The organism is Streptomyces sp. PKU-EA00015 (assembly GCF_013387495.1).
Taxonomy (GTDB): domain Bacteria; phylum Actinomycetota; class Actinomycetes; order Streptomycetales; family Streptomycetaceae; genus Streptomyces.
Genome location: NZ_JABZEE010000047.1, coordinates 57,215 through 78,800 on the forward strand (window position 1 = coordinate 57,215; position 21,586 = coordinate 78,800).

Here is a 21,586-nt window from a genome sequence, read left to right on the forward strand (position 1 = left end):
ACGCCCGAAAGGAAGAGAGTCACACATGTCGCACAACAGCTCCGGCCCGAACACCGCGTACGCCGGTGTCGCCGACGCCGTCCGCGAACTCGGCACCGCCCCCGACACCCACGGACCCACACTGAACACGGCCGTCTCGTCCGAGGCCGTCGAGTTCATCGGCCGTTCGCTCGCCGAGGCGCTGCGTCCCCACGACGCGACGACCGTCGTCTTCTGGAACACCAGCGACGAGGCCGTCCTGGGACATGTCGTCGCGAGGGAGCTGGGCGCCGCCGTGGTCCGCGCCGACGAGGTGGAGGGAGTCGTCGCGCTCTCCGCCGACATCCCCGCCGGCGCGCGGGTCGCCCTGCTCGCCACCGCCTGGACCAACCCCATGCGCCTGCAGGCCCTGGTCACCATGGCGCGTCTGGTCCGGGTCGAGATCGTCGCCGTCGCGTCCGTGCTCGCGAGCCCCGAACGGCCGGAGGGTGACCTCCCGTTGGTGGCCCTGCTCGCCGCCGACGGCCCGACCGCCGACCCGGCCGTACACCCGGAGGCGGGGAGCGGCGGGGCATGAGCAACCTCACGACGGCGCCGGCCCGGCTGAACGCCGATCCGGAGCGCCTGCAGAAGCGCCTCGACACCTTCGCCGCACTCAGCGAACCCGGCTCCGGCCCCGGAGTGACCCGCCTGGCGTACACGCCTCTGGAACGCGAGGCGCACGCGGTCTTCGCCGACGAGATGCGCTCCCTGGGACTGACCGTGCGGACCGATGCGGCGGGCAACACCATCGCGGAACGCGCCGGCACCGTCCCCGGTCTGCCGGCGCTCGGCACCGGCTCGCACCTCGACAGCGTTCCCAACGCGGGCGCGTACGACGGAATCGCGGGCGTGGTAGCGGCGATGGAGACGGCTCGTCTCTACCGCGACCACGACGTGGCCCATGCCCATCCCGTGCGCTTCGTCGCCTTCGCAGCGGAGGAGGGCGCCCGTTTCGGACAGGCGTGCACCGGCAGCCGCATCGTGTCCGGGCTCACCGCCGCGCAGGACCTGGCGGACAAGCAGGACGCCGACGGGATCACTCTGGCCGACGCCCTGCGCTCGGTGGGACTGCCGCCCGAGGCGGTGGGCGCGGCCCGCTGGGAGCCGGCGGACTGGGCCGCCTTCGTCGAACTGCACATCGAGCAGGGCGGCGTTCTGGAGGCGGCGGGAACGCCGATCGGTGTCGTGGACCTGATCTCCGGCAGCACCCGGTTACTCCTGGAGGTCACCGGCCGAGCCTCGCACACCGGAGGGACGCCGATGCACCTGCGCGCGGACGCCATGGCGGCGGCCGCGGAAATCGTGCTGCTCATCGAGTCGCTCGCGAACGACACCAGACACCACGGCACCCGGGCGACCGTCGGCCGGCTGCAGGTCGAGCCCGGTTCGATCACCACCATCGCCGGCAAGGCGGACCTGTACGTCGACGTGCGGGACGTGGACAGCGACCGGCAGCGCCTGACCGCCGCGGAGATCGTGGAGCGGGCACAGGCACTGTGCGTCCGCCGGGGCGTCGGCCTCACCGCCCGCGCCCTCGCCGACGCGTCACCGGTGATCCTTCCCGGCTGGGTGCGAGAGACCCTGGCCGACACGTGCCGGGGGCTGGGCGTCGACCACCGCGTGCTGCCGAGCGGCGCGAGCCACGACGCCCAGATGGTCAACCACGTGGTGCCCACCGGCATGGTCTTCGTGCCCAGCCGCGAGGGCATCAGCCACAGCCCTCTCGAATGGACCGGCGCGGACGAACTGGCCCTGGGCGCCGACGTCCTGGCGGCCGGGCTGCTCGAACTGGACCGCCGCCTGGCCGCCGCGCGCGACGGGCACGACGAACGAGAGGAGAACGGGACATGACGAGCGCCGCCGCTTCGGACCGGCCCGCGCCGAGCGCCTCGCTCACCGTCATACGGGACGACCGGCATTCCCCCCGCGCGCGCCCCACCTGGCATCACGCCGACGTGCTCGACCACTTTCCGGTCGGGGAGCAGTACCGTCACCTGCGGCTGCACGCCCCCAGCGTCGCCGGACTCACCCGCCCGGGGCAGTTCGTGATGCTGACGGCGGCCCGCGAGGACGAGAGGGGCCCGGTCCTGCCGAGACCGATGGCCGTGTACCGCCGGGACGCCGCGGCCGGCACGGTGGAGTGCGTCTACCGCGTCGTCGGCGCGGGCACCCGGCGGCTGAGCACGTTCCGCCCCGGAGAGCGCATGCTCACGGTGGGGCCGCTCGGCCAGGGCTTCCAACTGGACCCGGCCGCCCGCCGGGTTCTGCTCATGGGCCGCGGCATCGGCACCTGTTCGGTCACCACCGTCGCCCAGGACCTCGCCGGCGGGCCCACCGAAGTCGTCGCCGTCACCAGCGCACGTGACGAGGCGAACCTGATCGGAGGCGGGCTGTACCGCGAGTTCGGCGCCGCGGCCGTCCACGAGGTCACGGACGCCTCGGGGTCCAGCACCGTCGAGAGCCTGCGCCGTCTGCTGACGGCCGACCTGGACGCCGGTCCGCCGCAGCAGATCATGACCTGCGGCTCGGAGCGGCTGGCCCGGCTGTGCGGCGAGCTGGGGCGGCGCTGGGGCGCGGACGTGCAGGTGTCCCTCGAGGCGCACATGGCCTGCGGTCTCGGCTACTGCCACGGCTGCGCGACCGGCACCCGGAGCGGTTCCGCCGAGTCCCCGCTGATCTGCAAGGACGGCCCAGTGTTCCGTATCGGCGGCGGCTGTGCGACCGGCGACAAGCCGCTCGCCGGGGCATCGGGCGTCCTGCGGTGACCCCCGCCCGTACGACGGCGCCCGGGGTCGCCGCGCACCTGGGAACGCTGGGTGCCGTGGTGCTCAGCGGCGTCCGGGTGCTCGGCGCCCCGCCCACCGATGTGCTGATCCACGACGGGAGAATCGTCACCGTCGGACCGGAGGCCGCCGACTCCTCCGGAACGCGACGTATCGATGCCACCGAACTGGTGATGCTGCCTGGGCTCGTCGATCGCCGCCCCCACCTGCGGGAGTCCGGCGGCGAGAAGAGCGAGACCATCGCCTGCGGCTCCCGTGCCGCCGCGGAGGGCGGTTGCTCCGACGTCTTCGCGATGGCCGACTGCGACCCGGTCACGGACGCCTCGGACCGCGTCACGCCCGTCTCCCGTACGGCCGCCAGGGCCGTCGCGGCCGCCGCGTGCGGGGTGCACCCGGTCGGCGCGATCACCCAGGGCCTCGCGGGCACCGCGCCCGCACCGCTCGCCGCCATGGCGCGGGCGGGGGCCCGCTTCTTCTCCGATGACGGGGCGGTGCGTCGACGACCCCGTGCCGATGCGCCGCGCGGTCGCCACCGCCGTGGCCGGCCGGGTGACGGCGGACCGCGCCGGGCTGCTGGTACGGAGCGGCCCGGCGTGCTGAGCGCTCGGGCGACGTCGAGAAATCCCAGGCCCCACCTGTGCCGCGAGTTCAGGAACCACGAGGAGGACCATGCTTGACCTCTGGGAGGTAGAGGACACCACGGCCGCTGTTTATCAGGAGATGCTGCGGCGGCCGGGAATCGATCTGCACGGGCTGCGTGACAGCCTGACGCTGGACGAGTCGGAGATCCGGCGGGCGCTGTACGAGCTCGCCGACCTGGCTCTGGTCCACCGTTCCTGGGAAGAGACCGATTCCGTCCAGCCGTTGAGCCCCCGGCTCGGCCTCCGGGCACTGCTCGCGCGGAAGCGGACCGAGACCGTGCGCCGGCAACAGGCGCCGGAGGAAGCCCGGGGCGCGGCCGGGCCGCTGGTGGACCACCGCGCGTCCGCGTACGCCTCGGTGCCGGGCATGCATGTGGAACATGTCCAGGGGGAGGCGGCGGTGTGCCGGCGCATCGCCGGTATCGAGGCCGGCGCGGAAAGGGAGTTGCTGTCGTTCGCCTCGGACGAGCCCAGGGCCGGCGACGACGGGGGCGAGGGCGAGGCGCCGAGTGCGGCAAGGCGGACCCGGCCGGTCACCGTCAGGGTCGTCTGTCCCGACCACGTGCGCCGGGCCACAGCCTGGACGGGGCACGCGCCGGGCCGGCAGGGCGCGCAGATCCGGACGGTTCCCCGTCTCGCGTTCCGCGCGCACATCGCCGACGGCAGGCGGGCTGTGGTCCAGCTCAACCCCGGCAACACCGCCGAGGACGCCCTGGTGATCGAGGAGCCGGCCGTCGTCGCGCTTCTGCGCTCGTTCTTCGAGACGGTCTGGGCCTCTGCCACGCCTCTCGGCGCCGGCGGTGAGAAGGACGCGATCACCTCACAGGACCGCCAACTCCTGCGGCTGCTCGGTCAGGGCCTCACGGACGAGGCCGCGGCCCGCAAACTCGGTGTGTCCCTGCGCACCGAACGCAGAATGCTCACCAAGCTCTCCGAACTCCTCGACGCGCAGAGCAGGTTCCAGCTCGGCCAGCGGGCCGCCGAGCGCGGACTTCTGTGAGCTCCGCCGCACGGTGCGGCAGCGGATTGCGGCGGCGTCGTCCGGGACGACGCCGACCGCAATCCGCATCAGTTCACTTGCCGCAGTTCTGGCAGCCGCGCTTCACGGCGCCGGTCGACAGCTGGCGAAGGACATCGGCGTTCACGGTCATGGTTTTCTCCCATTTCCATTCGGTACGCCTCCATGGCGTACGGCATTGGTATCCGGGGCCGATGTCGGAATCTCGGACCCGGTGCCATGGATCGTGGCACAGCGAACGCCCGTGTGTCAGCACGCAGTTGTGGCACGAACTGGCCCGGCACAATTGTGCCGCAAGGCGCGGGCACGAATGTGCCAGGTCATTTTGTGCCAGCCGTTCGGTCTTCCTTCGTGCCCTGACATGACGGAGTATTGAGGCCAAGCGGATGCGGATGGTGCTGCCGCGCACCGCCACTCGTGTGAGGACTTGAGATGGCACGCTATTGCGTCGTCCCGGCAAGCTCCGTCAGGGGCAAGGGATTGCTGGAGGGCCAGCCTTCGTGCATGTGTCGAATCGTGAGGGATCCGGACCGAATTCCTTGCGGGAGCTGCGAAAGCCGCTAGCCGGCCCACCGGCCGGCGACGATGGCGAAACGCACTCCCAGGACCTGTCCCGATCGGAAGTCGACATGATTCTGGCGGGGATGATGTGGTGGCGGTGAACGCGTCGCGTCATCCGTCGATCCGCATGAAGGAAGCGGCTTTCCATCGCGTTCTCGGCAATGTTTCGAACGCGCCGGGATCCGGATCGCCGAAGGAGTGGACGAGGGGGTGTATTTCGATGCGCAAGTACGTCAAGCCGGCCTCCAAGAAGGTCAACCAGGGCACCATTGTCAGCGGCAACGCCTGAGTGGACCCGGAATATGCGAAGCCGAAGGGGGGTGTATTCGATGCGCAAGTACGTCAAGCCGGCCTCCAAGAAGGTCGACCAGGGCACCGTCCTCGTGAACGGCGCCTGAGTCGTCCGTCGTGCATGCCGCACCCGCGGTGTGCCGATCAGCAGCTCGTTTCGCATACATCAGAACACCGAAGAACGGTGTTCAGGACCAGGAAAAGGAGTGGAGAAATGATCTCCGCAGACATCATGAAGCAGCTGTCCACCGGCGCCGTCAAGCGTGGTTGCCAGAACAGCAAGTGACGCACGGGGCGCGGCGGCGGCGCGAAGCCGCCGCCGCGACCTGGCGACAGGACCGAACTGAGGGGGCTGCGTCGATGACGGCACCTGGACACATGGATTTCGATGGGCTGCTCGGCGACCAGCGGCGTGCGGCGCGATCCGAACTCGCCGAGGCCATGCGGACGCTGTCCGCCCAGCAGGAAACCGGCAGTGCCGCGACCGGGACCGCCCCGGCCGATGCCTTCTACGAGCCGCGGCTGTACAGCCAGCTGGTGCTCGGCGGCTTCCGCTCCATGACGGCCGACCAACTCGTCCTCGCGTCCTGCCCCGGCGACGGCGCGCCACGCGAGGTCCTGACGGACGACGAGGGTGTCGTCTACGTACCCGGCCTGGGACGTTGCACGACACCGCACCGCTCCGCCCGGCTCACCGTGCGCCACGACACGACCGCCCGCGCGCTGACGGAGGAAACCGGGGACGAGTCGTACGCCCTCGAGCCGGTCACCCGCGTGCCCGGCACGGCGATCGAGCTCGTCGACCGGCTGGACCCGATCCTCGACGCCTTCCTGGAACGCCACATCGACCGGTACGAGGACCTGGCCGTCATCGCCGACGTCCAGGCGCACCTGCCGCACATCTCCCGTGCCCTCGACCTTGTCGCGGCCGTGAGCCCGGCCTACCACCGGGCGCTCACCGAATCCCTGCGCGCGATCTTTCTCTACGAGCACCCGACGGCCGAGTCCTTCGCCGCTCTGGGCATGCACGGAATGGTCTTCCTGAACGTTCCGCCGGCGGCCGGCACGGACTATTTCGTCGAGGAACTCGTCCACCAGGGTGGGCACGTCCTGTTCAGCGAGGCGACGCTGAGCCGCGGGGACTTCTTCCGGGTGGACCCCGAGGCCCCGCTCTCCGGGGTGATCGGCCAGGACGATCCGCGCAACGTCTACGACGCGTTCCACGGCCTGTTCACCGAGCACATGGAGTACCAGATCGTCCTCGGCGTGCTCGACGAGGGTCTCGCCGACGCCCGGGAGCTGCCGTCCTTCGAGGAACACCTCGCGTCCGTGGGCCGCCGCCACCTGCGGGACCTGCGTCTGATCGGCCCGCACGCCGGCGAGATCTTCAGCGACCGGGGCGAGGAGGTCTTCACCGCCTTCCGGGAGACCTACGACCGTGCGGCACGTCTTCACCCCGGTCTGCTCACCGCCGCCGCGGACGTCACCGCCGCCGACATGCCGACCCCCGACGTCGAGGCCCTGCTGCGTGAGCTGATCGCCGTACCGAGCGTCAACCCGCTGCTGCCCGGCTCCGAGGGGATCGCGGACGAGCGAGATCTGGCCGCCTTCGTGGCGGACCGCCTGCGGGCGGCCGGGCTCGACGTCGAGACGCGGGAGGTGACCGACGGGCGCTGCAACGTGATCGCCCACCTGTCGCGCGCCGGCGCCGCCGACGACGAGGTCGTCCTGCTCAGCGCGCACATGGACACCTATCCGGCGGGAGGACCACGCGCCGGGTACGAGGCGGTCGGTGAGGGCCGCTCCCTGTACGGGCGGGGGAGCGCGGACGCCAAGGGCTCACTGGCCGCGATGATGACGGCGTTCCTGCAGGCCGCGGCCTCGCCCGACCGGCGCGAGGCGTACCTCGCCGCCACCGTGGACGAGGAGTGCCTGCTCCGGGGCGCCCGTGCCCTCGCCTCCCACGGCATGAGCCCGACGCTGGCCGTCACGGGGGAGCCCACGGGGCTGGTCCCCGTCGTGGCGCAGAAGGGCATCGTGCGGGGCGCCTTCCGCGTCCGGGGGCCGGGGAGCCACGCGGCGTATCCCGCCGAGGTCACGGCCGTCGGGTCGGCGGCCGAGCTGGTGCGAGCCGTCGCCCGGCTGAACGCGGACCTGGCACGCCGCCTGGGCCACCCGGACCTGGGCACGCCGACGCTGACCGTCACCCGGCTCGACAGCAACGGCGGGATGAACCTCAGCGCCACCGAAGTGACGGTCCGGTTCGACGGCCGCTTCCTGCCGGGCACGACCGGCGAGCGGTTCGCCGCCGACATCGAGCGTGAGCTGCGCGAACTGGTGCCCGTCGAGGTGGACTTCGTCCTGGAGCCGCTGACCTTCGTGTCACCGCCCAACGAGGTGCCGCCCGCCTCGCCGCTCGTGCCCGAGTTCTTCGCGGCCGTCAAGAATGTGACGGGCAGCTGCGAGCCGCAGACCTTCTCCTACGGCAGCGAAGCCGGCGTCCTGGCCGGGTTCAGCGGGGCGAGCCTCGTCTTCGGACCGGGCGACGCGCGCTGTTCGCACGCGGAGACCGAGGTCGTAGACCTCGACGAACTGACCGCGGCCACCGAGATCTTTCGCAGCATCCTGGTCGGCGACCAGCGGTGAATGCGGCCACCCATCGAGACAGGAACATCACGTGACAGCAATCGGCAACGACCTGGGTGCGAGCGGCCGCGAGCGCCTCTGCCTCGCCCTCGATCTCGCGGACCGCGGCGAGATCCTCGCGCTGGTCGACGAACTGAAGGACCTCATCGGGTACTTCAAGCTCAACTCGGCGTTCACGCTCCACGGCCCCGACCTCGTACGGGAACTCCTCGCGCGGGACGTCAAGGTCTTCATGGACCTCAAGCTCCATGACATCCCGAACACCCTGGCCGGCTACGGTCACGCCGTCACCGGCCTGGGCGCCCATCTGGTCACGCTGCACACCGGCGGCGGCCTGGAGATGATGCGGGCCGCCGTCACCGCCGCCGACCGGACCGCCGCCGAACTCGGCGTGGAGCGCCCCAAGCTCGTCGGTGTCACCCTGCTCACCAGCGTGGACCGCGAGACGCTGAACGGGGACCTCAACGTGTCCGGCACGATCGAGGACGAGGTACGCCGCCGGGCGCTGCTCGCCGCCGAGGCGGGCCTCGACGGCATCGTCTGCGCGCCGTCCGAGATCGACCTCGTGCGTCCCGGACTGCCGGACGACTTCTTCTACGTGACGCCCGGAACCCGCTCCCCGGGGGAGAGCGGCAACGACCACAAGCGGATCGGCACCCATGCCGAGGCGCTCGCCGGCGGATCGTCCCTGCTCGTCCTCGGCCGCCGCATCCACCACGCGGCGGACCGGCGCAAGGCCGCTCTGGAGGTCCTCCATGAGATCGAGGGGATCGCCTGATGCTCACCCTGCCCGAGAAGGCCGTGATCGCCTGCGTGCACCTCCCGCCCACTCCGGGGTCGCCCGGATACGACGGCAAGATCGACCACATCTACGACTCCGCGCTCCGCGACGCCGAGGTGTTCCTGCGGCACGGCGTCGACGCCCTGATCGTGGAGAACTTCCGGGACGCCCCGTTCCACCCCGACACCGTGCCCGTCGAGACCACCGCCACGGTCGCCGGTGTCACGCGCGAGGTCGTGCGGATGTCCACGGTCCCGACGGGCGTCGCGGTCCTGCGCAACGACGCCTCGGCGGCCCTCGCCGTCGCCACGGCCACCGGTGCCGACTTCATCCGCGTCAATGTGCACGTCGGAGCGGTCCTGTCCGAACAGGGTCTGCTCACGGGCAGGAGTCACGAGACGCTGCGGCTGCGCCGGGCGCTGGGCAGCGACGTGGCGATCTTCGCCGACGCGCGTGTCAAGCACTCGCAGCCGTTCGTCTACCAGGACCTCGCCACCGAGGTCAGGGACCTCTCCCAGCGGGCGGACGGGATCATCGTCTCGGGCGAACTGACCGGCCTGGAGACCAGCCCGCAGGACCTGCTGACCGCACGCCGGGCGACGGCCGGTCCCCTGCTCGTCGGCAGCGGCGTCACTCCCGGGAATCTGGCCTGCGTGTACGAGCACGCCGACGGCTTCATCGTCGGCAGCTACTTCAAGGTGGACGGAGTGCCCGGCAACCCGGTGGACGAGTCACGGGTGGCCGATCTGATGGAACGTGTGCGCGCGTTGCGCTCCGCAGCCGGCACGCACCCGGGGGATGCCCGGGCATGACGACCACCGATCGACGAGAACCAGGACAGAACATGCCGCAGCGCAGAGTCGACGACGAGGCGATGGCCGGCCTCTTCCAGCCGGAGAGGACCGACACCGGACTGCTCGTGTCGATCGTCGGTTTCGACGGGTCCGGCAAGACCACCCAGATCGAGCGGGTCGCGGAGGCCGTCCGCGCGCAGGGCAGGGAAGTGGTGGAGACGCGCCAGCCCGCCGACTGGTACCGGGAACTGGCAGAGGTGCAGGTCTTCCACGACCAGGGCGGCTCCGTGGAGACCGCGTACATCCTCGCCCTGCTGGCCGCCGCCGACCGCCGCCGGCACGTCATGGAGGTGATCAATCCCGCCCTGGAGCGCGGCGCGGTCGTGCTCTGCGACCGTTACGTCTACGCCACCTTCGGCGTCTTCGTGCACCGCGGGGTCGACTTCCGCTTCCTGGCGACGATCAACAGCGGGATCCCCCGCCCCGACCACGCCTTCTACCTCAAGCTGCCCACCGAGGAGCTGCTCCGGCGTCTGCGTGTGCGCGACGGCGACCGGCTGAAGCACGAGGAGAAGTCGGCGGAGCGGATCGAGTCCATCACCCGCACGTACGAGGAACTCGGCCCGGAACTGGTCCACATCGACGGTGGGGCCCCCCGGGAGGAGGTCACCGCCTCGATCCTGCGCCATATGAAGGACTCCTTGTCGGGGTGAGCCTGCCCGGCCGTTCCGGCCGGCGGAAGAGAACGCAGCAGCAGCGAGTGAGGTAGACATGTGTGGCCTGGCGGGAACAGCGAGATGGGGCGGGGGCGAGCTCCCCGCCGCGGCGGACGGCCTGCTGCGGCGTATGACGCGCACGATCGCCCATCGGGGCCCCGACGAGACGGAGTTCTTCCGCTCCGGCCCCGTCGGCCTGGGCTTCGTGCGGTTGTCCCTGGTCGACCCACAGGGCGGCGGCCAGCCGCTCAGCACCGAGGACGGCTCGTTGGTGCTCATAGCCAACGGCGAGATCTACAACCACCGTGAACTGGCCGCCGGTCTGCCGGCCGGGACGCAGCTGCTCACCGGTTCGGACTGCGAGGTCCTCCTCCACCTGTACCGGCGGGACGGGCTGTCCTTCCTCGACCAGGTGCGCGGCATGTTCTCGGTGGTCCTGTGGGACCGGGACCGGGGCCGGCTGGTCTTCGCGCGGGACCGCTTCGGCATCAAGCCGCTGTACTTCCACGCGAACAAGGACCGCGTCGTCTTCTCGTCGGAGATCAAGGCGCTCTTCGACGACCCGGACTGCCCGAGGGAGGTGGACTGGGAGCGGGCGCTCTCCGACCAGCAGATGACGGGCAACCTCGTGCTGGACGACGCACCGCCGCACGCCTGGTTCAAGGACATCGAACTCGCCCCGGCCGCGTCGGTCCTCACCTTCGACCTCGTCTCCGGCGAGCGCCGGTCCCACCGGTACTGGTCCTTCCCCGAGTTCGACGGCTCCCGGACCGGCTCCGAGTCGGACCTCGTCCGCTCGTATGGCGAGGCACTGGCTGCCTCCGTCCAGGACTGCCAGATGGCAGACGTCGAGATCGGCCTGTTCCTCAGCGGAGGGATCGACTCCGCGGCGGTGGCGGCACTGGCCGGCATCAAGCCCCGCACCTTCACGGCGCTCAACGGCAGCACGCTGGAGAACCGGGACGCCGAATGGGCGCACCGGACGGCGGCCGGGCTCGGTCTGGTCAACCACCAGGTGCTGCAGGACACGGCCGCCGTTCCCGGCATCGAGGAGTGGAAGCGCCACCTGTGGCAGATGGAGACTCCGCTCGCCGGACCGGAGACGTACTACAAGTACGAGCTCTACCGCCACGTGGGCGCGCACGCGCCCGAGATCAAGGCCATGCTGCTCGGCGGCGGCTCCGACGAGTTCAACGGCGGGTACACGTCCTCCCTCGCGGGGGGCGGGGACTGGTCCGACTTCGCGGCCAACACCGGGCGGATGGGCATCAGGTGGGATCAGCAGCGCCGCCCCGAGCTCGGGGCATGGTGGGACCAGCCGGGCCTGCCGCTGGTCCGGGCGGAAGCCCTGCGAGCGGCCGCGGGCGGCGGCAGGCCCGACGCGTACGAGATGCTGTTCCGCACCAAGTACCGCGATGTCCAGCTCTACAACTGCTGGCACGAGGACCGAACCGCCGCCGGCAACGGCATCGAGGCGCGGGTACCGTTCCTCGACCATCGTCTGGTGGAGATCGTGGCGGCGGTCCCGCAGGCCCTGCGTCCCGCTCTGATCTGGGACAAGCAGATCCTGCGCCGTGCACTGGCCGGAGTCCTGCCCGACGAGGTGGTGAACCGCCCCAAGATCCCGTTCTTCTACGGATCCGGGGTGGCCCACACCTATCGGGCCTTCGCCAGGATGCTCGGGCAGCAGGGCGGTCTGCTGCTGGAGGAGGCCCTGAGCGGACCGGGCGCCCGCCAGTACCTCGACGCCGACAACATCCGCGCCATGGTGCGCCGGATCGAGAACGACCCCGGCTCCGGCTATGTCGAGTTCCCGCTGCGTGCCGTCAACCTCGGGCTGCTGGAGAGCATGGCCGCCGACCTGCCGGAGCCGCTGGTCTCGGCGCCGAAGGCGGCGATCCCGCGTGCGGTGCCGATCACCGACTGGGACCGGCAGACGGCGGAGATCGCGGCGCTCGTCGTCCGGCGGCCCGCGGTCGACCCGCAGGCCGTCCTCTCCCGCGCGGAGGAACTTCTGCTGCTGCGGTCGCCCGACGATCCGACGACCTGGTACCTCGCCGTGGAAGGCAGCATCGAGTACGTCGTCGACGAGTCCGAGGAGCCGGACTGGATCCCGCTGCTCCGGGCGCTCGACGGCGTGCGGCCCCTCGCCGATGTGGTGTCCGCCCTGGGGCTGGAGCTCAAGCCGCTCGAACCACTGCTCTCCGAGGCGCTGGAGGCGGGGCTCCTCCTGCCGGCGGCCGGCACGCCGTGACGGGGCGCCGCCCCCTCCCGCATCCCGTTCCGCCACCGGGCGGGGCGGCGGCGCGTGCGCGGACCCCTCAGCACAACAGAAAGGGAAGGGACATGGATTCACTGCCGGACCTCCAGGGTGTCGTCGCACGGCTGCGGAACGAGGGGCTGCTGCCCGAGGACCACAGGGCCGTGCTGTGCGTGGGCTCGGTCGCCCGCGGCTGGGCGAACGAGCGCAGCGACTACGACCTCGTCGTCGTCACGGGGGAGCCCTTCGCGACAGAGCGCGCCCGTCCCCTCCCGGTGCCCCTGCGGCCCGGCACGGTGCCCACCGTGACCGTCCACGTGGACGGCCGGCGCTGGGAGATCAAGTACTGGACCGACGACCAGATCGGCCAGCTGCTCGACAAGGTCTCCTGGGAGCGGTTCGACTCGGGAACCGTCTCCGCCAAGGTGCTCCTGGACGTCGAGGAGCTGTGCCTGGAGCGGCTGCTGACCTGCATCCCGCTCGTCGGTGAGGCGTGGGTCCGGCAGCGCTGCCGCGAGCTGGGGGAGTCCGCCTTCCGCGCTTTCGCCGCCACACGCTCGCTGGCGGGGCTGGACTCCGCGGTCGAGGACGCGCTGGGACAGCTCGACGCCGGCGACACCGCGTCCGCGGTGCTGTCGGCGCGCCGCGCCGTGGGCCACGTCGTCGACGCGTTGCTGGAGTCCCACGGGTGCTTCGGCTCGGCGCAGCCCAAGTGGCGGGCCCGCCGGTTCCAGGAGGCGGCCCCCGCGCAGCTGTCGTTCGAGGAGTACTGGGCGCTGGAGACCATGCGCGGATTCGACCCCGCCGCTCCGGAGATCTGGGTCAAGGAGACCGTCGAGGTGTGCAACCGCCTGTGCATGGAGGTGGAGATCTGATGGACGCCGGTCCCCCTCTCACGGAGAAGTCGGTGGTCCGCCGCTCGACCGACATCCGGGTGCGCAAGTTCCGCGGCAGTCTCCTCGTCGCCCGCGCCGACAGCACACTGGAGCTGGACGAGGTCGCCGAGTTCGTCTTCAAACGGCTCGACGGCGCCACGACCGTCCGGCAGATCGGTGAACTGCTCTCCACCGAGTACGACGTGTCGGCGGACGAGGCGACCGCGGACAGCGTCGAGCTGCTGTCCGAGCTGCTGGCGTGCGGAATGGTCACGGTCGCCGTATGAGGAGGAGTCCGGGCCCGGGCGCCCGCCCCGAGCGGCGGCCGCACGCGTCGCCGGCGCACCCGCGACGGAACGGGGGCGGCTGAGGTGTGCGGAACCGTCGGAATGTTCGTGGGCTGCTCGGCCCTGTCCTACTGCCCCCGCTCCCTGCTGGCCGCGCACACCGCCGGGCCCCCGGACGACGGCGCTCGGATCCCGGCCGGCGAGGAGGACGGAAGCGGTGAGAAATACCGCAGCGCCTTCCACACCTGGTACGAGCGTGCCAGCGTGCGCCAGGCACCGCGCCGGACCGTCGCCGAGGGGGACACGGCGCTGCGGTTCTTCTCGCCCGACCTCGTCCCCGTGGCCCACCACCCCCTGGTGAAGGCCCTTCCCGAGCCGGTCTTCGACCAGATCCTGGTGCAGCACCTCTACCGGTACCTGGACTTCACCGCGAAGCTGGAGTACCTCGTCGTCAACCGGACCCTCGTGGGCATCGCGCACGGGTCGACCGGTGTCCGGCTGCCGCAGGAGATGCGCTTCGACGCGCTCAAGATGTACTGCGACGAGGCGTATCACGCCCTGTCCGCCGTCGATCTGATGCGACAGGTCGAGCAGCGCACCGGCATCCGCCCCCGGTTGCCCGACGAGCCGTTCTTCCTGCGCAGACTGCAGCAGATCCTGGCGAAGCTGCCCGCGGACGAACGGGGCCTGGCCGAGCTGCTCTTCGTCATCGTCTCGGAGACGCTGATCTCCGCCAGCCTGGCCGAGATCCCGGACAGCGACGGCCTCGTCCCGGCCGTCAGGGAGTCGATCCGCGACCACGCGGCGGACGAAGGGCGCCACCACGCGTACTTCGCCGCGTTCCTGCGGCACCTGTGGGGGCAGCTGTCGACCGCGGAGCGGCAGTTCGCGGGACGGCTGGTACCGCAGCTGATGGACGCCTTCCTCCTCCCCGACCTCGAAAGCCTGCGGGCCGAGCTGACCGGCTACGGGCTGTCGAAGGAGCAGGTCGAACAGGTCGTCGGCGAGGTGTACACGCCCGAGGTGCTGAGCCGGCACTCGCGGGCGACCTCGCGCATGACCCGGCGCTACCTCGACCAGCTGGGCGCCTTCGACGACCCCCGGGCGCAGGCCGAACTGCACGCCCACGGCTACGCGTCATGACCCGGACACGCAGGTCGGCACCTGCGCATCGAGGAACAAGGTAACAGCGATGGCTCGAACGACCGTGGCGTCAGCGCCTTCGGCCCCCCGTCACGGGGCGGGGGTGTTCTGGCGCTACTGGACCGCCTCGACAGTGAGCAGAACCGGTGACGCCGTCACGGCTGTGGCCCTGCCCCTGGTGGCGATAGAGCTGCTGCACGCCAGCAGCCTGGAGGTCAGTCTCGTCACCGCCGCCGGGTATGCGGCCTGGCTGCTCATCGGCCTGCCGGCCGGGGTGATCGTGCAGCGGCTGCCGCTGCGGGGCACACAGGTGGCCCTGGACGTCCTGCGGGCCGTCGCGGTGCTCTCCGTGCCGGTCGCCGCCGCGATCGGCGGCCTGCACCTGACGCTCCTCGTCGCCGTCGCTCTGGTGATCGGCCTCGCGACCGTCGTGTTCGACGTCGGCAACTCCACGTTCCTGCCGTCGATCGTCAGCAAGGAGGAGCTCACCTCGCGCAACAGCCTGACATCGGCGTCCAACGCCGCCACGGAACTGGGCGGCCCCTCCGCTGCGGGCGTGCTCGTGCAGCTCTTCGGCGCTCCGGCCACCTTGCTCGTGGACGCCGCGAGTTACCTGGTGTCGGCTGTTCTGCTCAGGAGCCTTCCGAGGCCGCCCGCGACCGACGGTGCGGATCGCGGGCGCGGAGTCCCGGCGGTCGAACTCATCAAGGACGGCTGGTGCTTCGTCGCGCGCCACCCGGTCATCAGGCCCTGCGTGGCGGCGGCGACACTCATCAACTTCTGCTGCGGCGCCCTGGCCGCCCTCGTTCCGGTCTTCCTGGTCCGCACCGTGGACGTGTCCGCGGGCCTGGTCGGTCTCCTGATGGCCTCGGGCGGCGTCGGCAGCCTGCTCGGCGCGGCCGTCACCCCGCGTGTGGCGCGGCGTATCGGCAGCGCCCGCGCGGTGCTGTACGCCACCGTGTTCCTGATGGCCTGCCAGTTCCTGCTCCCGCTCAGCGGCTCCGGCCGGCTCCTCGCGGTGTTCGTGGTGGGAAACGCGGGCTTTTCCTGCGGCGTGGTGATGTTCAGCATCCTGACCCGCACGCACCGCCAGACCGTGACCCCGCCCGATCTGCTGCCGCGCGTGATGGCCACGGTCCGCTTCGTCTCCTGGGGGGCGATACCCTTCGGCGCGCTCGCGGCCGGTTTGACGGCGACGGCCCTCGGGACCCGGGGTGCGCTGTGGTTGTCCTGCGGCATCGGTCTCCTGATCCCTGTGCTGATGCTGGGGAGCCCCGTGCGGCGCGCTCGCGACCTGAGGTGAGTCCCCGGCGTCTCTGCCCGTGCGCCGCAGCCGAGCCGGGTCCTGGCAACCGACTCGCCTGCGGCGGAAGAAGTCCGTCCCGTTGCGCGACGTGTGCGAGTACGGGGGCTCCCTCCACTGCGCCACGTGGGACGTGCGCCGCGACGGCACAAGGGAGGGCTACTTCCCGCGCCTCGACCACCAGCCGCTGGTCTGAGCGCGCCGCACCGGAAAACCTCCGGTGGCGAGTAAACCTCACGCGCGATTTGCCGCTCTGATGACACGACAGTGCCGAAGGGTCAACGCCCTTGCCGGGAACGGCCCTTCGGTGTCCGTGATCAGAAGTGGAGACCAACCCCCATGAGAGTTTCCCCGACCCGTCACCGTGTCCGCCGGATAACCTCCGTCGGGCTGGTGGCGAGTGCGGCTCTGGCCCTCGTCGCGTCGGCCGTCACCACGGCCGCCGCGCACACGGCACCCGACGAGGAGCGGACCAGGCCCAGCATCAAGATCATCGGAGGCGTGGAGCAGCCCGTCTCCGCCCACCCGTGGATGGCCGCCCTCCTGAACAAGGGCTCCGGAAGCCCGACCGACCGCCAGTTCTGCGGCGGCAGCCTGATCAGCGCGAACGTGGTCCTGACGGCGGCCCACTGCGTGACGGGCACCAAGGCGAAGGAGCTGGAGGTCACGGTCGGCCGGACCGTGCTGTCCGACAAGCGCCAGGGGCAGTTGCGCAACGTGCGGAGCATCGTCTCGCACCCCCGTTACGCCAAGGGGGACGAGGCGTACGACCTGGCGCTGCTGGAGCTCGCCGAGCCCGTCGCCGGCATCGCCGCCGTGAAGATGCCGACCGCGGGCACGGACGCCCTGCTCCGCCCCGGCGCGCAGGCGACGGTCATCGGCTGGGGCAACACCGATACCGAGGTGCCCAGCTTCCCCGACCGGCTGCGCGGCGTGAAGGTGCCCCTGCTCTCGCACGCCGAGTGCAAGGCGACGTACCCGGAGTACAACAAGGCCGTCAACGTCTGCGCGGGCGTCGAGGGCAAGGACTCCTGCCAGGGCGACAGCGGCGGCCCGCTGTTCCGCAAGGTCGCCGGCCGCACCTACCAGATCGGCATCGTGTCGTACGGCGAGGGCTGCGGTGAGCAGGGTGCGCCCGGCGTCTACACCTCCACCAGCTCGAAGAAGCTGTGGGACACGCTCGCCGAGTCCCGCGAGGGCAAGCGGATGAAGCAGCTGCTGCGCCGCTGATTCCGCGGCGGTGGAAAACGGGCCCCGCTGTCCGATGGGCCGCGTCCGGTCGGAGGACCGGGCACCGCACCGGGCGGCGGGGCCGGTCCGTTCGACGCCGACCGGATCCGCCGCGGCGAAACGCCGCCCCGAACGCCCATTGGCCTCGCACAGCTTCGTCGACCATACTGCCCGCCGTGGAGCAGCAGATAGATCCGAACATCAAGCCGGACTTCGCCGTGAGCACGGACCCGGCCTTCCTCCCCGGCCTCGTCGGCGCCCGTCCCGCCCCCACGGCGGTCGGCGGGACGCGGGAGCGCGAGGACGGGGGGCCGGAGGACGCCGCCGGGGAGGACGCCCCCCAGGCGGTCTCCGACGACGAGGCCGAGGACGCGATCGAGGACGCCCCCGGGCCCGCGGCCGGGGACGAGACGGCAGCGGACGATACGGCCGGGGACGACACGGCCGGGGACGACACGGCAGCGGACGGTGAGGACGCCGACGCCGACGGGGACGGCGGCCCCGTCTTCGAGGTCAGCGACCGCCGCGGCTCGATCTCCGCGAACCGCGAGGGCGTCCGCTTCCGCCTCGACGACCAGGAAGCCGACTTCCGCTGGGACGAGATCGGCGCGGTCGAGGTCAAGACCCCGCGGTTCGGCCGCCGTTTCACCGTCACGGTCCACATCGCGGCCAACCGCTGGTTCAACGCCGAGGTCGAGGCGGACGCCAGGAGCCGGCTCAAGGAGTGGACGGCGGAGCTGGACGCGGTGCTCGACGCCTACTTCGAGGAGTCCTGAGCACCACGCCCGTCGCGCTCCTCTAGTGCGCGATGCCGTCGATCAGCTCGCGCGCTCCCTGGCGCAGCAGTGCGACGGCCACCGAGGTGCCGAGTGTGGCCGGGTCCAGCCGCCCGGCCCACTCGTGCGCGTTGAGCACGGTCTTGCCGTCCGGGGTGAAGACCTTCGCCCGCAGCGACAGGTCGCCGTTCCGCTCGGCCTGCGCGTAACCGGCGATCGGGCTGTTGCAGTGTCCCTGCAGGACGTGCAGGAACATCCGCTCCGCCGTCGTCTCCCGGTGGGCGTCCGGGTCGCCGAGGGCGCTCACCACGTCGATCACGGCGTCGTCGTGCTCGCGGCACTGGAGAGCGAGGACCCCTGCGCCGATCGGCGGGCACATCGTCTCGACCGACAGGATCTCGGTGATCACGTCGGTGCGGCCGATGCGCTCGAGGCCGGAGACGGCGAGCAGGAGCGCGTCCGCGTCCCCCGCGTACAGCTTCTCCAGGCGCCGGTTGGCGTTGCCCCGCATCGGCACGCACGCGAGCTCGGGGTGCGAGGCGGCCAGTTGGGCCGTCCGCCGGACGGACGACGTACCGATCCGTGTACCGGCCGGCAGCTCGTCGAGCGCCAGGCCGCCGGGGTGGATCAGGGCGTCACGGATGTCGTCCCGCTTGAGGAAGGCGGCGAACGTCGTGCCGGCGGGCAGCGGCCGGTCGGCCGGGATGTCCTTGACGCAGTGCACCGCGAGGTCGGCCTCACCGGCCAGGAGCGCGGCGTCGACCTCCTTGGTGAACGCCCCCTTGCCCTCGACCTCGGCCAGGTCGCCCATCCACCGGTCGCCGGTCGTGGTGACGGGCACGACCTCCGTACGGATGCCGGGATGCAGCGCGGCCAGTTCGGCGCGTACGCGCTCCACCTGGGCGAGGGCCATCGGGGAGGAACGGGAGACGATGCGGATCCGCTCGGGCACAGTCATGACGACCACGATAAGGCGTCGGTGACAGGCCCTGAGACGTTGCTCCCTCTGGGGAGATCCGTTGCGCTGCACGGGGAAGCGACGCGCGCGACACGACCGAAGACTGCCCCGCTATGTCCCGATTCATCTGCTTCGGCGCATAGCTTCGTCTTATGACGAAACGACAAATCACCTGCCTCGCTTCCACGGCCCTGCTCGTCGCCTCCGGAGTGGCCGCCGCGGTCCCCGCCCACGCCGCCGACACCCACCATGTGCGCCCCGGCCAGTCGATCCAGGCCGCCGTGGACGCCGCCCGGCCGGGCGACACCGTCGTCATCGCCGCCGGTACCTACCACGAGAGCGTGCTGATCACCACGTCCGGCCTGACGCTGCGCGGGGCGGGTGCCCGTACCGTGATCAAGCCCGCGGCGGCCACCGCGCGGGCCGGGAACGCCTGCGCCGCCGCGGGGAACGGCGTCTGCGTGACCGGCACGGCCGAGCAGTCTGTCGACGGCGTGCGCATCCAGGCGCTGGCCCTGTCGGGCTTCGCCAAGAGCGGCCTGTGGGCCTCCTGGACCGACCGGCTGACCGTGCGGGGCGTGACCTCGGAGAAGAACGGCACGTGGGGGATCGCCGAGCAGCGCTCCACCCGCTCCGTCCTGACGGGCAACATCGTCCGGTCCAACGGCGACGCCGGCATCTTCGTGGCGAACACGGTCTCCGAGGAGGCCGGCGCCACCGACACTCTCGGGACGCGGATCAGTGGCAACGTGATGACGGACAACCGCATCGGCGCCACGGTCCGGCGGGTGCGCAACCTGACGGTCGACCGCAACACGATGATGGCGAACTGCGCCGGTCTCTTCCTCGTCGGCGACGAATCGAAGCCGCGCGCGGGCGCCCTGACGGTCACCGGCAACCACGTCCTCCGCAACAACAAGGCCTGCAAGGCCACGGCCCGGCTGCCCGAGATCCAGGGTGCGGGCATCGTCCTCACCGGCACCGAGGACACCGTCGTCGAGCGGAACCTCGTGTGGGGCAACGTGGGCTCCTCGCCGTTCTCCGGCGGCATCGTCCTCTTCAAGAGCGTCGTCGGCATCCCCGGCACGGACAACGTCATCCGGGACAACTTCGTCGTGCGCAACGGGGCGGCCGACCTGGCCGACCGGGACTCCGCCGGCACCGGCAACCGCTTCGACGCCAACGTGTGCGGCGTCTCCGAACCCGCCGGACTGTGCTGAGCGACGCCGCGAGGGACCGACTGGCCGGGCCGTCAGGCCCGGCCCCACTCACGAGAAGCGAGGCGGCATGACCACCACCGCATCCACCGCACTCACCGCATCCACCGCATCCACCGCGCCCATCGAGCCCACCGCACCCCATGCCTCCATGAGGCTGCGCGAACTCGTCTTCGGCGCGGCCTGCGCCGCCGCCGTGCGTGCGGCGGCCAGGCTCGGCGTCGCCGACGCCCTGGAGGACACCCCAAGGACCGCGGAGGACCTCGCCGCGGCCGTGAAGACCGACGCGAGAGCGCTGCGGCGCATGCTCCGCGCCCTGGCCTGCTACGGGATCTTCACCGAGGGCGCGGACGGCCGGTTCGCGCACACCGACATGTCCCGGCTGCTGCGCGAGGACGACCCGCACAGCCTGCGCTACATCGCCCTGTGGTGCACTGAACCGTGGACCTGGGCCGCCTGGCCGCGCCTCGACACGGCGGTGCGCACGGGCGGCAGCGTCTTCGGGGAGTTGTACGGCAAGGAGTTCTTCACCTACCTCCACGAGGACGCGGAGGAGTCGGCCCATGTGTTCAACCGGGCCATGACCACCTCCAGCGTGCAGTCCGCGCGCGACGTCGCCGAACTCCTCGACCTCACCGGGGCGTCGACGGTCGCCGACATCGGCGGCGGCCAGGGCCACGTGCTGGCCAGCCTGCTGGAGAAGAACCCCGGCCTGAAAGGCACGCTGTTCGACCTGCCGGGTGTCGTCGAGAAGGCCGACCCGCGGCTGCGCGAGGGCGGTGCGCTCGCCGACCGGGTGAGCATCGTGCCCGGCGACTGCCGTCGGGCCCTGCCGGTCGACGCCGACGTCTACGTCATCAAGAACATCCTGGAGTGGGACGACGACAGCACCGCCCGGACGCTGCGCAACGTCGTCGGGTCGGCCCGCCCCGGGGCCCGGGTGATCGTCATCGAGAACCTCGTCGACGACTCGCCGTCGATGAAGTTCACCACCTCCATGGACCTGCTGCTCCTGCTGAACGTGGGCGGGGCCAAGCACACGAAGGAGAGCATGACCAGCCGCATGGAGGCCGCCGGTCTGGTCGTCGGGGAGATCCGCCCGGTGAACTCCTACCTGCACGCGTTCGAGAGCGTCGTCCCCGGCTGAGCCGCCGGCCCGGCAAGGAGGAGCGCACGACACCAGCAGCCGGCCCCGCGGTGATCCGCGGGGCCGGCTGCTGGTGTCGTGCGCGCTCAGGCGTCCTTGTCGCTCTGCCAGGTGTAGAACTGCGTGGCCATCGCGTCC

General features: G+C 71.4%; 20 protein-coding genes. 19 read left to right on the plus strand and 1 reads right to left on the minus strand.

The annotated features are described in order from the left end of the window. Positions 1-25 precede the first annotated feature (25 nt). The 17 genes from HW130_RS26465 (at position 26) to HW130_RS26550 (ending at position 18,126) form a co-directional block, all read left to right on the plus strand. Entirely contained in the window at positions 26-556 is a 531-nt protein-coding gene (locus HW130_RS26465) for a hypothetical protein (protein WP_177152229.1), read from the plus strand. After that, the gene (locus HW130_RS26470) at positions 553-1,872 is read left to right on the plus strand and encodes a Zn-dependent hydrolase (protein WP_177152230.1); all 1,320 of its coding nucleotides are present in this window, start codon (positions 553-555) and stop codon (positions 1,870-1,872) included. The genes HW130_RS26465 and HW130_RS26470 overlap by 4 nt, the downstream gene beginning before the upstream one ends. Continuing rightward, positions 1,869-2,786: a dihydroorotate oxidase electron transfer subunit gene (locus HW130_RS26475; protein ID WP_177152231.1), complete on the plus strand. Its 918-nt coding sequence runs from the start codon at positions 1,869-1,871 to the stop codon at positions 2,784-2,786. The genes HW130_RS26470 and HW130_RS26475 overlap by 4 nt, the downstream gene beginning before the upstream one ends. Next, positions 2,783-3,481: a hypothetical protein gene (locus tag HW130_RS26480; protein WP_177152232.1), complete on the plus strand. Its 699-nt coding sequence runs from the start codon at positions 2,783-2,785 to the stop codon at positions 3,479-3,481. The genes HW130_RS26475 and HW130_RS26480 overlap by 4 nt, the downstream gene beginning before the upstream one ends. Beyond that, positions 3,474-4,445, plus strand: a complete 972-nt coding sequence (locus HW130_RS26485; protein WP_177152233.1) for a TrmB family transcriptional regulator — start codon at positions 3,474-3,476, stop codon at positions 4,443-4,445. Before HW130_RS26480 ends, HW130_RS26485 begins: the two co-directional genes overlap by 8 nt. Positions 4,446-5,115: 670 nt before the next feature. Then, complete coding sequence (locus HW130_RS26490; protein ID WP_177152234.1) at positions 5,116-5,313, plus strand: hypothetical protein; 198 nt, start codon at positions 5,116-5,118, stop codon at positions 5,311-5,313. A 362-nt stretch (positions 5,314-5,675) separates the two neighbouring features. Further along, the gene (locus tag HW130_RS26495; RefSeq protein ID WP_177152235.1) at positions 5,676-7,961 is read left to right on the plus strand and encodes a M20 family metallopeptidase; all 2,286 of its coding nucleotides are present in this window, start codon (positions 5,676-5,678) and stop codon (positions 7,959-7,961) included. 31 nt (positions 7,962-7,992) lie between these two features. Then, positions 7,993-8,739: an orotidine-5'-phosphate decarboxylase gene (gene pyrF, locus HW130_RS26500; protein WP_177152236.1), complete on the plus strand. Its 747-nt coding sequence runs from the start codon at positions 7,993-7,995 to the stop codon at positions 8,737-8,739. Beyond that, positions 8,739-9,554, plus strand: a complete 816-nt coding sequence (locus HW130_RS26505; RefSeq protein WP_177152237.1) for a BtpA/SgcQ family protein — start codon at positions 8,739-8,741, stop codon at positions 9,552-9,554. Before pyrF ends, HW130_RS26505 begins: the two co-directional genes overlap by 1 nt. A gap of 32 nt (positions 9,555-9,586) precedes the next feature. Continuing rightward, positions 9,587-10,249: a dTMP kinase gene (gene tmk, locus HW130_RS26510; protein WP_177152238.1), complete on the plus strand. Its 663-nt coding sequence runs from the start codon at positions 9,587-9,589 to the stop codon at positions 10,247-10,249. Between the two features lie 58 nt (positions 10,250-10,307). Continuing rightward, the gene (gene asnB / locus HW130_RS26515) at positions 10,308-12,506 is read left to right on the plus strand and encodes an asparagine synthase (glutamine-hydrolyzing) (RefSeq protein WP_177152239.1); all 2,199 of its coding nucleotides are present in this window, start codon (positions 10,308-10,310) and stop codon (positions 12,504-12,506) included. Between the two features lie 92 nt (positions 12,507-12,598). After that, positions 12,599-13,387 (plus strand): nucleotidyltransferase domain-containing protein, encoded by a 789-nt coding sequence (locus tag HW130_RS26520; protein ID WP_177152240.1) that lies wholly within the window; start codon positions 12,599-12,601, stop codon positions 13,385-13,387. After that, positions 13,387-13,674: a PqqD family protein gene (locus HW130_RS26525; RefSeq protein ID WP_177152241.1), complete on the plus strand. Its 288-nt coding sequence runs from the start codon at positions 13,387-13,389 to the stop codon at positions 13,672-13,674. Before HW130_RS26520 ends, HW130_RS26525 begins: the two co-directional genes overlap by 1 nt. Positions 13,675-13,758: 84 nt before the next feature. Continuing rightward, positions 13,759-14,817 (plus strand): diiron oxygenase, encoded by a 1,059-nt coding sequence (locus tag HW130_RS26530; protein WP_177152242.1) that lies wholly within the window; start codon positions 13,759-13,761, stop codon positions 14,815-14,817. A gap of 49 nt (positions 14,818-14,866) precedes the next feature. Then, on the plus strand, positions 14,867-16,120 hold the full coding sequence (locus HW130_RS26535; RefSeq protein WP_177152243.1) for an MFS transporter: 1,254 nt from the start codon (positions 14,867-14,869) through the stop codon (positions 16,118-16,120). A gap of 339 nt (positions 16,121-16,459) precedes the next feature. Beyond that, positions 16,460-17,350: a trypsin-like serine protease gene (locus HW130_RS26545; RefSeq protein WP_177152244.1), complete on the plus strand. Its 891-nt coding sequence runs from the start codon at positions 16,460-16,462 to the stop codon at positions 17,348-17,350. 176 nt (positions 17,351-17,526) lie between these two features. Beyond that, positions 17,527-18,126, plus strand: coding sequence for a hypothetical protein (locus tag HW130_RS26550; RefSeq protein ID WP_177152245.1), 600 nt, complete (start codon positions 17,527-17,529; stop codon positions 18,124-18,126). Between the two features lie 22 nt (positions 18,127-18,148). Here HW130_RS26550 and hemC read toward each other — a convergent pair whose 3' ends face one another. Further along, positions 18,149-19,084 carry a hydroxymethylbilane synthase gene (hemC, locus tag HW130_RS26555; RefSeq protein WP_177152246.1) on the minus strand — a complete coding sequence of 312 codons (936 nt, stop codon included), beginning with the start codon at positions 19,082-19,084 and terminating at the stop codon, positions 18,149-18,151. 152 nt (positions 19,085-19,236) lie between these two features. Here hemC and HW130_RS26560 point away from each other — a divergent pair, with 152 nt between their 5' ends. Further along, on the plus strand, positions 19,237-20,304 hold the full coding sequence (locus HW130_RS26560; protein WP_177152247.1) for a nitrous oxide reductase family maturation protein NosD: 1,068 nt from the start codon (positions 19,237-19,239) through the stop codon (positions 20,302-20,304). A gap of 67 nt (positions 20,305-20,371) precedes the next feature. After that, positions 20,372-21,448, plus strand: coding sequence for a methyltransferase (locus HW130_RS26565; protein ID WP_177152248.1), 1,077 nt, complete (start codon positions 20,372-20,374; stop codon positions 21,446-21,448). Positions 21,449-21,586: the final 138 nt, after the last annotated feature.

What these genes read in the sequence shown, in the direction of transcription:
- tmk (WP_177152238.1), top strand. Translation starts at nt 9,587, where the DNA reads ATGCCGCAGCGCAGAGTCGACGACGAGGCGATGGCCGGCCTCTTCCAG.
- HW130_RS26470 (WP_177152230.1), top strand. Translation starts at nt 553, where the DNA reads ATGAGCAACCTCACGACGGCGCCGGCCCGGCTGAACGCCGATCCGGAG.
- HW130_RS26560 (WP_177152247.1), top strand. Translation starts at nt 19,237, where the DNA reads ATGACGAAACGACAAATCACCTGCCTCGCTTCCACGGCCCTGCTCGTC.
- HW130_RS26520 (WP_177152240.1), top strand. Translation starts at nt 12,599, where the DNA reads ATGGATTCACTGCCGGACCTCCAGGGTGTCGTCGCACGGCTGCGGAAC.
- HW130_RS26465 (WP_177152229.1), top strand. Translation starts at nt 26, where the DNA reads ATGTCGCACAACAGCTCCGGCCCGAACACCGCGTACGCCGGTGTCGCC.
- HW130_RS26565 (WP_177152248.1), top strand. Translation starts at nt 20,372, where the DNA reads ATGACCACCACCGCATCCACCGCACTCACCGCATCCACCGCATCCACC.
- HW130_RS26505 (WP_177152237.1), top strand. Translation starts at nt 8,739, where the DNA reads ATGCTCACCCTGCCCGAGAAGGCCGTGATCGCCTGCGTGCACCTCCCG.
- HW130_RS26525 (WP_177152241.1), top strand. Translation starts at nt 13,387, where the DNA reads ATGGACGCCGGTCCCCCTCTCACGGAGAAGTCGGTGGTCCGCCGCTCG.
- HW130_RS26535 (WP_177152243.1), top strand. Translation starts at nt 14,867, where the DNA reads ATGGCTCGAACGACCGTGGCGTCAGCGCCTTCGGCCCCCCGTCACGGG.
- HW130_RS26545 (WP_177152244.1), top strand. Translation starts at nt 16,460, where the DNA reads ATGAGAGTTTCCCCGACCCGTCACCGTGTCCGCCGGATAACCTCCGTC.
- asnB (WP_177152239.1), top strand. Translation starts at nt 10,308, where the DNA reads ATGTGTGGCCTGGCGGGAACAGCGAGATGGGGCGGGGGCGAGCTCCCC.
- HW130_RS26495 (WP_177152235.1), top strand. Translation starts at nt 5,676, where the DNA reads ATGACGGCACCTGGACACATGGATTTCGATGGGCTGCTCGGCGACCAG.
- HW130_RS26475 (WP_177152231.1), top strand. Translation starts at nt 1,869, where the DNA reads ATGACGAGCGCCGCCGCTTCGGACCGGCCCGCGCCGAGCGCCTCGCTC.
- HW130_RS26485 (WP_177152233.1), top strand. Translation starts at nt 3,474, where the DNA reads ATGCTTGACCTCTGGGAGGTAGAGGACACCACGGCCGCTGTTTATCAG.
- hemC (WP_177152246.1), bottom strand. Translation starts at nt 19,084, where the DNA reads ATGACTGTGCCCGAGCGGATCCGCATCGTCTCCCGTTCCTCCCCGATG.